Source organism: Stenotrophomonas sp. RIT309 (assembly GCF_000632045.1).
GTDB lineage: Bacteria > Pseudomonadota > Gammaproteobacteria > Xanthomonadales > Xanthomonadaceae > Stenotrophomonas > Stenotrophomonas indicatrix.
The window spans coordinates 136185-149244 of record NZ_JFYS01000023.1 but is presented as its reverse complement, the minus strand read 5'-3'; the positions used below and the strand labels follow the sequence as shown (position 1 = coordinate 149244).

At 68.0% G+C, this 13060-nt stretch carries 14 protein-coding genes; 5 read left to right on the top strand and 9 right to left on the bottom strand.

What is annotated here, in order from left to right:
- Window positions 1-6 precede the first annotated feature (6 nt).
- Complete coding sequence (locus BW38_RS07100; protein ID WP_032976847.1) at window positions 7-870, top strand: PD40 domain-containing protein; 864 nt, start codon at window positions 7-9, stop codon at window positions 868-870.
- Between the two features lie 166 nt (window positions 871-1036).
- Here the strand turns inward: BW38_RS07100 and BW38_RS07105 are convergent, their stop codons facing one another.
- The 4 genes from BW38_RS07105 to BW38_RS07120 all read right to left on the bottom strand — a co-directional run bounded on the left by BW38_RS07105 (window position 1037) and on the right by BW38_RS07120 (window position 3638).
- Window positions 1037-1306: an SHOCT domain-containing protein gene (locus tag BW38_RS07105; RefSeq protein WP_025877541.1), complete on the bottom strand. Its 270-nt coding sequence runs from the start codon at window positions 1304-1306 to the stop codon at window positions 1037-1039.
- A gap of 33 nt (window positions 1307-1339) precedes the next feature.
- On the bottom strand, window positions 1340-2329 hold the full coding sequence (gene hemB / locus BW38_RS07110; RefSeq protein ID WP_032976846.1) for a porphobilinogen synthase: 990 nt from the start codon (window positions 2327-2329) through the stop codon (window positions 1340-1342).
- 19 nt (window positions 2330-2348) lie between these two features.
- Complete coding sequence (locus BW38_RS07115) at window positions 2349-3266, bottom strand: bestrophin family ion channel (RefSeq protein WP_032976845.1); 918 nt, start codon at window positions 3264-3266, stop codon at window positions 2349-2351.
- Window positions 3267-3389: 123 nt separating this feature from the next.
- Window positions 3390-3638 carry a hypothetical protein gene (locus BW38_RS07120; protein ID WP_032952021.1) on the bottom strand — a complete coding sequence of 83 codons (249 nt, stop codon included), beginning with the start codon at window positions 3636-3638 and terminating at the stop codon, window positions 3390-3392.
- 181 nt (window positions 3639-3819) lie between these two features.
- On the opposite strand from BW38_RS07120, the gene BW38_RS07125 reads away from it, so the two are divergent.
- Window positions 3820-4278, top strand: coding sequence for a hypothetical protein (locus BW38_RS07125; RefSeq protein ID WP_025877548.1), 459 nt, complete (start codon window positions 3820-3822; stop codon window positions 4276-4278).
- A gap of 73 nt (window positions 4279-4351) precedes the next feature.
- Here BW38_RS07125 and BW38_RS07130 read toward each other — a convergent pair whose 3' ends face one another.
- The 4 genes from BW38_RS07130 to BW38_RS07140 all read right to left on the bottom strand — a co-directional run bounded on the left by BW38_RS07130 (window position 4352) and on the right by BW38_RS07140 (window position 9900).
- Window positions 4352-6154: a DUF885 domain-containing protein gene (locus BW38_RS07130; protein WP_032976844.1), complete on the bottom strand. Its 1803-nt coding sequence runs from the start codon at window positions 6152-6154 to the stop codon at window positions 4352-4354.
- A 76-nt stretch (window positions 6155-6230) separates the two neighbouring features.
- Window positions 6231-6746, bottom strand: a complete 516-nt coding sequence (locus BW38_RS07135) for a cytochrome c oxidase assembly factor Coa1 family protein (RefSeq protein ID WP_032976843.1) — start codon at window positions 6744-6746, stop codon at window positions 6231-6233.
- 25 nt (window positions 6747-6771) lie between these two features.
- A complete protein-coding gene (locus BW38_RS0120780) occupies window positions 6772-8997 on the bottom strand; it encodes a DPP IV N-terminal domain-containing protein (RefSeq protein WP_032976842.1) in 2226 nt (741 codons plus the stop codon).
- Between the two features lie 213 nt (window positions 8998-9210).
- Window positions 9211-9900, bottom strand: coding sequence for a glutathione binding-like protein (locus tag BW38_RS07140; protein WP_032976841.1), 690 nt, complete (start codon window positions 9898-9900; stop codon window positions 9211-9213).
- A 113-nt stretch (window positions 9901-10013) separates the two neighbouring features.
- On the opposite strand from BW38_RS07140, the gene BW38_RS07145 reads away from it, so the two are divergent.
- Together BW38_RS07145 and BW38_RS07150 are read left to right on the top strand one after the other, a co-directional pair.
- Window positions 10014-10640 (top strand): TIGR00645 family protein, encoded by a 627-nt coding sequence (locus tag BW38_RS07145; RefSeq protein WP_032976840.1) that lies wholly within the window; start codon window positions 10014-10016, stop codon window positions 10638-10640.
- Between the two features lie 201 nt (window positions 10641-10841).
- Entirely contained in the window at window positions 10842-11849 is a 1008-nt protein-coding gene (locus BW38_RS07150) for an energy transducer TonB (RefSeq protein WP_025877557.1), read from the top strand.
- 74 nt (window positions 11850-11923) lie between these two features.
- On the opposite strand, the gene BW38_RS07155 is transcribed toward BW38_RS07150, so the two are convergent.
- Complete coding sequence (locus tag BW38_RS07155; protein WP_032976839.1) at window positions 11924-12178, bottom strand: hypothetical protein; 255 nt, start codon at window positions 12176-12178, stop codon at window positions 11924-11926.
- 75 nt (window positions 12179-12253) lie between these two features.
- On the opposite strand from BW38_RS07155, the gene BW38_RS07160 reads away from it, so the two are divergent.
- On the top strand, window positions 12254-13057 hold the full coding sequence (locus tag BW38_RS07160) for a helix-turn-helix transcriptional regulator (RefSeq protein WP_032976838.1): 804 nt from the start codon (window positions 12254-12256) through the stop codon (window positions 13055-13057).
- The last annotated feature ends 3 nt before the right edge of the window (window positions 13058-13060 follow it).

The following is a 13060-nucleotide window of genomic DNA, read 5'->3' as shown; positions in this document are numbered from 1 at the left end:
ACCTGGATGATGCGTATCGCCCCGACCCTGCTGGTGCTCGCCGCCAGTCTACTCTCTGCCCCGGTGGCGATGGCGTTGAACGAGTACGGCATCGAAGGCATGGGCGTGGTCTCCACCCGTGCCGATGAAGGCCGGGCCACGATCAGCGCCGATGGCCAGCGCATCGTCTTCGCCCGCCGTGGCGAGGCCGGCTGGGGGCTGTGGCAGGCGCGCGTGGTCGACGGCCGCTGGCAGCAGGCGCAGGCGTTGCCGCTGGCGGTGTCCGGCGAGGTGCGCGATCCGTATTTCAGCCGCGATGGCCGCTGGCTGCTGTTCGCCGCAGGCCGCGAGGGCCGGTCGGGGCTGTACCGGGCGGCGATCGCCGCCGATGGCAGCGTGGGGGCGCCGCAAGCGCTGGCAGGCGATGGTGGCCGCCATGAAGAGCGCGGGCCGGCATTGAGCGCGGACGGGCGACAGCTGCTGTTTTCCCGCCAGCAGGGCCGTGGTGCCGGCTGGGACCTGTTCGTGGCCTCGTTGGACGCGCAGGGCGTGCGAGGCCCGGCGACGGCATTGCAGGCATTGAACAGCCCCGCCGATGAAACCGATGGCGACTGGCTGGGCAGCGCTGGCGCGGTGGCCTTCAGCCGGGGCAGGGGTGACACCGCGCAGGTCTGGACCAGCGGTTGTGCATGGACGGGCGCTGCGCTGCAGCCGATCGGACTGTCGTTCAACCAGGCCGGCGGCTGGACCGGTGCGCCGATGGTCGACAACGCCAAGCCGGGCGAAATGATGGTGGCCAGCAGTGCGGCGAAGTCGCCCCGCGCCGGTGGCGTGGATGTATACCGGCTGGCCGTGCCGAAGGTGGCGGCAGTGCCCGCGTGCATGCAGTAGATCCACGCCATGCGTGGATGATGGTTCGGTGGATACCGACCGCCCCCCCCCCCGCTCCGGTAGGTGCCGACCTTGGTCGGCACAGAAACAAAACCGCCAACCAAGGTTGGCGGCTACCAGTAGATCCACGCCATGCGTGGATGGCCCGGGTCCCGGGCCACGGCGCTCAGCGCGACAGCACCTTCGCGCGCTGCTGTTCGTACTCCGCTTCGCTGAGCTGGCCGTTGTCCTTGCGCCGGTTCAGTGCGGCCAGTTCGGCCTGCACGCTTTCCGGCACGGCCTGCTCGCGGGCAACCCGGGCCGCAGCGGAGAGCTGCTCCGGCGGGCGCCGCGCGGCGCGCCAGGCAGCAACGAACACGCCGACGATGATGGCCCCGAACACCAGCGTACCGGTGCCCCAGATCAACCATTGCATCCAACCCATTTCAGGTCCCATCGCGTGTTCCTCCGTCCGTCGTGGGCGCTATTGTCAGCGCTCGCGCAGCCAACGCGCCACCTGCGGCGCGAAATAGGTCAGCACGCCATCGGCGCCGGCACGCTTGAAGCCCAGCAGCGATTCCAGCACGCAGGCGCGCTCGTCCAGCCAGCCGTTGGCGAACGCCGCCTTCATCATCGCGTACTCGCCACTGACCTGGTAAGCGAAGGTCGGAACCCCGAAGGTTTCCTTCACCCGCCGCACCAGGTCCAAGTACGGCATGCCCGGCTTGACCATCACCATGTCCGCGCCCTCCTCCAGGTCCAGGGCGATCTCGCGCATCGCCTCGTCACCATTGGCCGGGTCCATCTGGTAGGTCTTCTTGTCGGCCTTGCCGAGGCTTGCCGCACTGCCCACCGCATCGCGGAACGGACCGTAGAACGCCGACGCGTACTTGGCCGAGTAGGCCATGATGCGCACGTTGAGGTGGTGGTCGGCGTCCAACGCACGACGGATCGCACCGATGCGGCCATCCATCATGTCTGACGGCGAAATGATGTCCGCGCCTGCCTCGGCATGCGACAACGACTGCTTGACCAGCGCTTCGACGGTGATGTCGTTGAGCACGTAGCCCTTGTCATCGATGATGCCGTCCTGGCCGTGCGTGGTGTACGGATCCAGGGCCACGTCGGTCATCACCCCCAGCTCCGGGAAGCGCGACTTCAGCGCGCGGATCGCACGCTGCGCCAGGCCGTCCTCGGCCCACGCCGCCGAGGCGTCCAGCGACTTCTGCGAGGCATCCAGCACCGGGAACAGGTCGATCACCGGGATGCCCAGTTCCAGCGCTTCCTCGGCCACCTTCAGCAGCTCTTCGATCGACAGCCGCTCCACGCCCGGCATCGACGGCACCGCCACGCGACCGGCCGGTTCGTGCACGAACACCGGATAGATCAGGTCGTTGGTGGTCAGCGTGTTCTCGCGCATCAGGCGGCGCGAGAATTCGTCATGGCGCATGCGCCGCGGGCGGTAATGGGGATGAGGCATGGCAGGCTCCGGGGAGTGGCTATTGCAACAGGTAGCCCTGCGGCAGCAGGGGTGCGGGCAACGGGCGTTCGCCGAGGGCGTCGAGCTGGTCGATCTCGATGGTGCGCACCAGCGCGTCCAGCGGCAGGTCGTTCGGCTCCAGGCCGAACGGGTCTTCCATTTCTTCACCCAGCTGGTCCAGGCCGAAGAAGGCGTAGGCCAGCACCGCCGACAGCACCGGCGTGGCCCAGCCCAGCGAGCTGGCCAGGCCGAACGGCAGCAGCACGCAGAACATCCACGCGCAGCGGTGCAGCAGCAGGGTGTAGGCGAACGGCAGCGGGGTGGTCAGGATGCGTTCGCAGCCAGCCTGGATCGAGGACATCGCGTGCAGGCGCTCTTCCAGCTGGACATAAAGAATGGAATCGAGCGTGCCGGCGCGACGGGCCTGGGCCAGTTCGGCGGCGATCATCGCCAGCAACGCATCGGGCACGTTCCCGCGCTGGGCGAGCTGCCCGCGCTGTTCCTCGTCCAGCCATGGCACCGCCGCCAGCGCGACGTCGCGGGCGCGCAGGCGCGCGGCCAGTGCATGGGCGAAGGCGGTGGTCAGGTAGCCGATGCGCTGGCGGCGCGGTGCGTCATCGGCCAGCAGCACCTGTACCTGCCGCGCCAGCGAGCGCGATTCAAACACCAGTTGGCCCCACAGCTTGCGGCCCTCCCACCAGCGGTCGTAGCAGGCGCTGTTGCGGAAGCTGAGGAAGATCGACAGGACCAGGCCGAGCAGGGTGAACGGGGTGACCGAGACGCGCTCGATGCCGATCGGCGGCGCCATTTCCACCACCGCGGCGACCGCGATGGACAGGACGAGGATGGCCAGCACCTTCGGCGCGATGGCCGGAACGATCGAGCCACGCAGGATGTACAGCAGTTGCCAGCCGTGGGGACGGGAACGAATGATCATGGGAGCAGCCGCGCAGGGCGCGGTTCGACAGGCACGCGGGGGGCTCGCGCAGCCGCCCATTCTACTCCCTGCCCGGCCGGCGGCCGTGTCCCTGCGACGCCCGGTCGCACCGGCCCGGCCGGCTCAGATCACGCCGCCGCCCAGCCCCAGGCGGAGGATGCCGACCACCACCACGATGCCGTTCAGGATCAGCCCGGTCCACGCCCGGCCGCGCTTGCTGGGGTGGGTGAACAGGATGCCGAGCGCGGCGATGATCGCGCCGACCGCGGCGAACGGGATCAGGAACCAGTTGCCCCAGCCCAGCAGCGGTATCAACGCCAGGATCATCCACAGCAGCGCCAGCACGCCCCACAACAGACTGATCACACCCATAGCGCCCTCCCGTGGTTGTTCATGCGCCAACCATAGCCGTTCCCGGCAGCGCCGCCTACCGCCGTTGCCGTCAGCCTCACCGGCCCCGTGCTAGCGTGCGGCCATGGGTCGAGCCCCGATGTTGGCGCCGATTCAGAGTGCCCGGCTGATGATCCGAACCAGTCCTACAGGGGTATACGCCATGAACATCCGTTGGGTCGCCTTGGCGGCCATGCTGCTGACCGTTGCCGGTTGCGCCAGTACCTCCAAGGTCATGCTGGGCCGCGCCCGCGCGCCGATCGATCCGTCCCAGGTGCAGATCTATTCGACGCCGCCCGCCGGTTCGCAGGAAATCGCCCAGCTGGAATCGTCTTCGGCGGTGGGCTTCGGCACGCAGGGCCAGACCGATGCCGCCGTGGCTCGCCTCAAGCGCGAAGCGGCGGCACTGGGTGCCAACGGCGTGATCCTGATGGGCGTGGGCAGCAGTGGCTCGCCGGTCGGCATGTCGGTGGGTGCCGGCAGTTACGGTTCGCACGTGGGCGGCGGCGTGGGCATCGGCATACCGACGACGCAGAAGCGCGCCGCCGGCGTGGCGATCTGGGTACCGGATCCGGCGCCGCCGGCACGCCTGCCGACGCAGACGATCACCCCGCAGCGCTGACGTGGCGGTAGTGCCGGCCGCTGGCCGGCAACCGCAGGCAAAGGCAATGCCGGCCAGCGGCCGGCACTACCGGTCAGTTCTTCCTGTATTTCGGGACGAACTGCTGCTGCACGGCTTCGGCCAGCTGGTCCGGCGGCAACAGGCCCTGGTCGAGCAGGAAGTTGTTGAACGCCAGGCGGTCGAACTTCGCGCCCAGTGCCAGCTCGGTCTGCATGCGCAGTTCGAGGATGCGGGTGTAGCCGTAGAAGTAGCTGCCCGCCTGGCCCGGCATGCGCACCATGTAACGGTCCAGTTCCTGGGTGGCCATCGCCTTGGACAGACCCACCTGCTCGATCAGCACGCGCTCGCCGTTGGCACGGTCGGTCAGGCCGAGATTGAGCATCGGGTCCAGCATCGCGCGGGCGGCACGCAGCAGGCGGAACTGCAGCGCGATCATCTGCCCGTGCAGCGGCTCGTACGGCACCATCTCCGCCTCGGCATACAGCGCCCAGCCTTCCACGTTCACCGAATTGAACGCGAACATCGTGCGCGCCAGCGACACGCCACGCTCGACCATCGCGGTGAACTGCAGCTCGTGGCCCGGGCGGCCTTCATGCGCGCTCAGCGTCCAGGCCGCCGAACCGAAGTTGAAGTCGTCGTACTGCGCACCCGCACCGGCAGCCGGGTTGCCCAGCGGCAGCACGAAGGTGCCCTGCTGCCCGGTGTTGTTGACCAGCGGCGCAGGCAGGAAGTGCGGTGCCGGGCTGGCAGCGCTTTCGGCGGCCGAGCCCAGGCGCATCTGCATCGCGCGCTGCGGCACGTCGACGATGCGGTGTTCGCGGATCAACGGATCGATGGCATCGATCACCTTGCGGTAGTGGCCTTCAAGCTGGTCATCGGCAATCTTCTCGCCCTTCAGCGCGCGGATCACCGCCACCGGGTCGCTCGGATCACTGACCTTCAGGCCCTTCTCTTTCACCACCAGCGGCGCCAGCTGGCGCATCGCCGAGCGGGTTTCCATGAACTCCAGCTGCGCGCGCTGCATCAGCAGCTTCGGGTCGATATCAATGCCGACCTGCTTGAGCTGATAGGCGTACAACGGAGCCGGCAGGCGCGCATCGGCACGTGCCTTCGGCAGCACCTCCTTGCGGGTCCATGCAGCGTAGTCCTTCATCTGTGCGGCAAGCGCCTTCATCGCCTCGTCGGCACCAGCGACCTGGTACTTCTTCAGCAACGACTCGATGCCGGTGATGTAGGTCTCGACGTTGTCCAGCGACTGCTGCACTTCGATCTTCGTCGGCTGCAGCAGCGTGCTGTCCTTCAACCGCTCTTCGTAACGCTGGCGGGCCAGCGTGGTGAACGCGGTGCCGCCCGGCTGCAGGCCCGCATACGCCTTGAGGCGATCGACCGCCTTGGCCCGGCGCTCGGCCGGCACCTGGTCGGACAGCAGCAGGTTGAGGCCGCTGAACACGCTCTGCGGCGCATCACGCCACGGCAGCAGGTACTTCTGGTTGAGCTCGCTGCCTTCGATGCTCTGGTTGGCGGCGGCGATCATGATCTCCAGGTCCTGGCGGACGTTGGGATCCTTCTCGCTGGCCAGCTTGGCCTTCAGTTCGTCGCGGGCCTTGGCCATCGCGGCGCGGTAGCGCTGGTCGTTGTCCGGGCCGAGGTCGGCGACCTTGTCGTCATAGCCGGGCACGCCGAAGAAGCCGGTCTCCTCGGGCTGGAACGGGCCTTGGGCGTCCAACAGGATCTGCGCCAGCGCGTTGCTGCGCGCGACCCAGGCCGGGCTGGCCGGCGTGGAGGCCTTGGCGGCCGGTGCGGCCAGGGCCGGTGGGGCCGACAGCAGCGGGGCGGCGGTCAGGGCCAGGGCGACGGCAAGCGCGATCGGCTTCATGGAGCACTCCAGGACAGGGTTGCCCGCACCCTACGCGCTCACGGCGGTGGCGACAATCGGCCGGAGGTCACGCCATCTACAACGCTGCCGTCAGCGCGCATTCGCCACGATCGCGACAGGCCTGCAGTTCGCATTCGCCGGCCGCCTCGGCATCATCCAGCGCGCTCAGGTCGAAGGTCTGCTTGTCTTCGGCCAGCACGTACATCACCGGGTAATCCCACACGTCGTCGCTGCGGGTGCCCTTCACGAACAGGCGGCCGTGCGCATGCGGTCCTTCCAGCGCCACGGTCAGGCCAACGTCGCGCTCGCCGTTGATGGCGGTCTGCATGCTGCCCAGCGGCAGCGTGCCGGCCTGCAGCGGTTCCCCGAACACCTGCACCAGTTCGACGCTGCAGCCGGCGCGGCGCATGGCCTCGCGCATCGGCGCACTGTCGTGCGCGGCCTCGGTCCAGCGCAGCAGGCTCCAGGCGATGGCGCCGCCCAGTGCGGCCAGGAACAGCAGCACCGCCAACGGCATCGCCCAACGCCAATGCCGGCACCACCAGCCGGAAGCCAGGGTGGAGGGCGCAGGAATCGGCGGCGGCAGGGTCATGGGCGGGCTCCTTCCCGGATGATGATCAAGGTTTCAGGCAACGCCCCAGGAAAGCTTCGGCAACGCGGTAGCGATGCAGTGCGTCGGCACCGGACAGGCCGTGCTTGGCACCGGGGTAGGTCATCAGTTCAAACGGCTGGCCGCGCTTCTGCAGCGCGCTCATCAGGCTGGTCGAATTGGTGAACAGCACGTTGTCGTCGGCCATGCCGTGGATCAGCAGCAGCGGCGAGCGCAGGCCCTCGATGTGGGTCAGCACGCGTGCTTCGCGGTAACCGGCGTCGTTGCGCGACGGCAGGTCCATGTAGCGCTCGGTGTAGTGGCTGTCGTACAGGCCCCAATCGGTGACCGGTGCGCCGGCCACGCCACAGGCGTAGCTGTCCGACGCCTTGGCCAGCAGCATCAGGGTCATGTAGCCGCCGTTGGACCAGCCCTGCACGCCGATGCGCGCCGGGTCCACCCACGGCTGCTGCTTCAGCCAGGCCACGCCGCGCAGCTGGTCGGCCACTTCCACCGTGCCCTGCTTGCCATACAGCGCGCCACCGAAGTCACGGCCGCGGCGCGGGGTACCGCGGTTGTCCAGCGAAAACACCACATAGCCCTGCTGGGCCAGGTACTGGTTGAACAGATGGTCGCCACGGCCAGGCCAGCTGTCGGTGACGGTCTGGCTGGCCGGGCCGCCATACACGTACACCGCCACCGGATAGCGCTTGGCCGGATCAAAGCCTGCCGGCTTGATCACGCTGTAGTTCAGCGGCGTCCTGCCGTCGGCCGCGGTGAGCGTGCCGAATTCGACCGGGCGCTGCGCGTCGCGGTAGCGTGCATACGGATGCTTGGGATCGGCCAGATCGTTCTCGACCAGGGTGGCGATCTTCTCGCCATTGGCGCGGAACAGTTCGATCTGCGGCGGCGTGCTGTTGTTGGACCAGCTGTCCACGTACACGCTGGCGTTGCGCGCGAAGCTGGCGCTGTGCATGCCTGGCGCCTTCGACAGGCGCTGCGGCTGGCCACCCTGCAGCGGGACGGCGTAGATCTGGCTTTCGCGCGCCGATTCGATGCCGGCACGGAAGTACGCCAGGCCGGCCTTTTCATCGACCGCCAGCAGTTCATCCACCGACCAGTTGCCGTGGGTCAGCGCGGTGGCCTTGCCCTTGCTGTCGATGCGGTACAGATGCTGGAAGCCAGTGCGCTCGGACGACCACAGCACGCTGCCGTCATCGAGGAAACGCAGGCTGTTGTGCAGCGGCACCCAGGTCGGGCTGGTCTCGTGGGCCAGCACGCGCTGCTGGTTCGAGGCCAGGGTGACTTCCACCAGGTCGAGCTTCTTCTGGTCGCGCGACTGGCGCTGGAAGCTCAGGTGCTGCGGATCGCGCCAATCGACGCGGGCCAGGTAGATGTCCTGTTCCTTGCCAAGGTCGATCCACTGCGTCTGCGCATGTTCGGCCGGCGAGATCACGCCCAGCTTCACCTGCACGTTGGCATCGCCGGCGGCCGGGTAGCGCTGTTCGATCACATCGGTGCGGTCGGCATAGACCTCGTAACGCTTCTGCACCGGCACCGGGCTTTCATCGATGCGGGCGTAGGCGATGGCCGAATCGTCGGGTGCCCACCAGTAACCGGTATGGCGATCCATCTCTTCGTCGGCGACGAATTCGGCGATACCGTTGCCGATGGTCGTGCTGCCATCACCGGTCAGCTGCATCTGCTTTCCGCTGGCCAGGTCGATCACCCACAGGTTGCGGCCGCGGATGAAGCTGACGAAGCCGCCCTTGGGCGACAGCTTGGCGTCGGTGGCAAAGCCTTCGCCGTGGGTCAGCTGGCGCACCGCAGCCTTGCCTTCCTGCTTGAGGTCGTACAGGTACAGCTCGCCGCCCAGCGGGAACAGCAGGCGCTGCGCGTCCGGCGACCACTGGTAGTCGACGATGCCGGTCATGGCGGCGATGCGCTGGCGCTCGCGGCGGGCCTTTTCCTCGTCGCTGAGGGTTTCGGTGCCGGGCAGCACCACCTTCGAATCCACCAGCAGGCGGGTCTGGCCGCTGCCGATGTCATAGCTCCACAGGTCCAGCTGGTTGCGGTCGCTGTCCTTGCCGCGCAGGAAGGTCACGCGCGAACCATCCGGCGCCACCTTCGGCTTCATCAGGGTCGGGCCGGACAACGGCAGCGGACCGGTGATGGCTTCCAGGGTGAGTTTTTCAGCGTGGGCGACTGTACTGGTGGCAAGCATGAGGGCGAGCGAGGCGAACAGATGGCGCATGGAGGGTCCCGGCAAACGGCAGGTCCGCCACCGCGACAGGCGCGGGACGGTCAGCCTCCATCCTAACCAAGCCGGTGCTGGAAGACAGCATGACCTTCTGCCCATGGCAGGGACCGAGCAAAGCACATCCGCCGGGCATGGCCCGGCGCTACCGTTGGCGGGCTGGGTAGCGCCGGGCCATGCCCGGCGAGCGCAGCGGCCTGCGCTGAATCCTCAGCGCTTGCCGAACAGGTGCCTGCGCTCTTCGTCGCTGAGCGGCTTGCCCGCGTCCGGGTTGACCTGCTGGCGCAGCGCATAGGCGCGCTGGGTCGCCGGGCGGGCGGCGATGGCCTGGTGCCAGCGCTTGAGGTTCGGGAACGCGTCGAAGTCCGCCGGCAGCTTGTCGTAGGCGCCAACCCACGGGTAGCTGGCCATGTCGGCGATGGTGTACTCCTCGCCGGCCAGGAAGGCGTGCTCGGCCAGGCGCTTGTCCATCACCCCGTGCAGGCGGCGCACTTCATTGTCGTAGCGCTCGATCGCGTACGGGATCTTCTCCGGCGCGTATACATTGAAGTGGCCCATCTGCCCGCTCATCGGGCCCAGCCCGGCCATCTGCCAGAACAGCCATTCCAGGGTGGTGACGCGGCCACGTGGGTCGGCTGGCAGGAAGCGGCCGGTCTTCTCGGCCAGGTACAGCAGGATCGCACCGGACTCGAACACGCTCTGCGGGGCACCGCCGTCGGCCGGGGCGTTGTCGACGATGGCCGGCATCTTGTTGTTGGGGGAAATGGCCAGGAATTCCGGCTTGAACTGGTCGCCCGAACCGATGTTGACCGGATGGATGCGGTACTCCAGGCCGGCTTCTTCCAGCAGCAGGGTCACTTTGTGGCCGTTCGGGGTAGGCCAGTAATACAGGTCGATCATGGCGGCGGCTCTGGGGTACGGAAAGGAACCTGAAGTCTAGTGCGTGCGTTGGCTTGGCACCGTCATGGCGGGCCGGTAACCTCGCCTCTCCCCCGAAACGCAGCATCCTCCGCATGAGTGCAAACCGTCCGCCGCTCTCCCCGCTGTCCACCCTGATCTTCGCCTCGCGCTGGCTGCAGCTGCCGCTGTACCTGGGTTTGATCGTTGCCCAGTGCGTCTATGTGTTCCTGTTCGGCAAGGAACTGTGGCACCTGATCTCGCACTCGGTGTCGATGGGCGAGCAGCAGATCATGCTGATCGTGCTGGGCCTGATCGACGTGGTGATGATCTCCAACCTGCTGGTGATGGTGATCGTCGGCGGCTATGAAACCTTCGTCTCGCGCCTGCGCCTGGAAGGCCACCCGGACCAGCCGGAATGGCTGAGCCACGTCAACGCCAGCGTGCTGAAGGTGAAGCTGGCGATGGCGATCATCGGCATCTCCTCGATCCATCTGTTGAAGACGTTCATCGCCACCGGCGCGCTGGGCGGTATCCCTCTGTGCACCCCGGAGCAGATGAGCGTGGCTGCCGCCAACATCGGCGTGGCGCGCTGCTCGATGCTGACGGCCGACGGCGTCCTCTGGCAGACCATCATCCACTGCGTGTTCATCCTGTCGGCCATCGGCATCGCGTGGACCGACAAGCTGATGTCCGGCAGCCACGACAAGGCTGAGAGCCACGGCAAGTCTGCCGTCCATTGATCCCAATCCCGGTGGCGGTACCTGTGCCGCCACCGGCCCGCTATGCCTGCCCTTGTGCGCAGGTGAGGCCGGGATGCTAGATTGCACCCTCGCTACAGGCGACGGTGACGCTGGGAAACGTCCCCCGCCACGCCCGGACCTTGCGTCCCGGCCATGCGTATCTACGTTTTTCGTAACGTCGTCTTCTTAGAGGGGAGCAGGATGTCGCACGTCGCAATGATCGCTGCCGCGCGCCGGTGGTTGCCGGTCGCTCTGGCTTTGGCCCTGGCTGCCTGCTCGGGCAAGGATGAAACACCGGCTCCGGCCGCGCAGGGCGCCGCCGCCCCTGCCGCTGCAGCACCAGCCGCACCGGCAGTGGCCGCCAAGGTGCAGTCGATGGGTACCGAGCAGCTGCGCGAATCGGCCAGCCAGGCACTGCGCGAGAACCGCATGTACGCCCCGGCCGGCGACAACGCCATCGAGTACTACCTGGCACTGCGCGACAAGACGCCGGACGATGCCTCGGTGAAGAGCGCGCTGACCGATCTTCTGCCCTACACCCTGATCGCCGCCGAGCAGCATCTGGGCCGCGAGGATTTCACTGAAGCGCAGCGGCTGGTCGCCCTGATCGAAAAGGTCGATGCCTCGGCCCCGGCCCTGCCGCGCCTGAAGGAAGGCCTGACCAAGGGCGTGCAGGTTGCCGCCAAGCGCACCGAAGACGAGACCGAGAAGGTCAAGAAGGACGCTGAAGACCGCACCAAGCAGCTGGCCGAGCAGCAGCGCCTGACCGAACAGCGTGCCAAGGAAGCCGAAGCGGCCAAGCAGATTGCTGCGCAGCAGGACGTTGCCCGCCGTGACAGCGAGCGCCAGGAAGCCGAGCGCCAGGCTGCCGCGCGTCGCGATGCCGAGCAGAAGCAGCAGCAGGCCGCTGCGCAGCAGGCCAACGCCGCCCGCCAGGCCGCGACCGCCGCTGCGCCAAGCCTGCGCCCGGTCAGCACGCCAGCCCCGCGTTACCCGGCCGAAGCACTGCGTTCGGGTACCTCCGGCGAAGTCCTGGTGGAGATCACCGTCGGCACCGACGGCTCGGTGACCAATGCGCGCGTACTGCGCGCCACGCCATCGCGTGTCTTTGATCGCGAAGCCCTCAACGCGGTCAAGCGCTGGCGCTTCGAGCCGGTCACGGCCCCGGTCACCACCCGCCGCACGCTGGTGTTCGCACCGGGCGGCTGATGCCCAAGGCGGTAGCGCCGGGCCGCGCCCGGCGGTTCTGGAGCAAGGCCCGGCATGTCCGGGCCTTGTGCGTTTCAGGCTGCGCTGTCGATCAACCGTTGCAGCGCAGGATCACGCGCGGTCAGCACCTGGAACAGGCCCAGCGCGTGCAGCCCGGGCAGCAGGCCGCGCAGATCAGCTTCGGCGGCGGCACGGAGGTCGGCATCACGGGCCGGGTCCTGCCACTCCCGCACGGTGGCGAGAAAGGCGCCGACGCTGCCCTTGCGTACGGTGAGGCCGCTCACCTGCACCTCGTTCTGGTGGTCGGGAAGGATGTCGTGCGGCTGCATGGCGTGCTCCTGGGAGGTGGACGCCCAGTGTCGACGCTCGCCACCGGCGGTTCTGCCGTATAACTGCCAATGGATATGGCAGAACAGACATTCCAGACACCACTGATCGACCCTGCGTTGGCTGAGGCCAGCGGCGGGCCGGCCCTGCTCGGCACGCAGCTGGCGATGCCGGGTTCACGGCGCACCGCCCGCCACCAGCACGCGCGCGGGCAACTGCTGGGGGCCCACACCGGCCTGTTGCGGATCGAGGTGGGCGACACCCACTGGCTGCTTCCGGCCGGGCACGTGGCGTGGCTTCCGCCGCAGCACCCGCATGCACTTTCCAGCATCGGCAGCTTCGATGGCTGGAGCCTGTACTTCAGCAAGGAGGCCTGCGCGGACCTGCCCCCCGCACCGCGCATCTTCCAGCCCAGCGACCTGCTGCAGGTGGCGGTGCCGCGGGCACTGCAGTGGTGCGGGCAGGCGTTGGATGCGCGGCAACAGCGCTTGGCCGGGGTGATCGCCGATGAGATCGCTGCAGGCACGCCGTTGCCACTTGCGCTGCAGCAACCCAGCGACCGCCGCCTGCGCCGCATCGCCGCCGCCCTGGCACGTGTGCCACATGACACCCGCACCGTCGAGGACTGGGCAGCCGCCAGCGGCCTGTCCAGTCGCAGCCTCGCCCGCCGCTGGCAGGCCGAAACGAACATGACCCTGACCCGCTGGCGGCAGCGCCTGCGCGTGCTGCTGGCCCTGCCGCGATTGCTGGCCGGTGAATCCGTCACTACCGTGGCGCTGTCATTGGGCTACGACACGCCCAGCGCTTTCATCGCGGTATTCAAGCGCGAGATGGGAGTGACGCCGGCGCGGTATGCAGACGGAAACGCTTCACAGCGCTGAAAT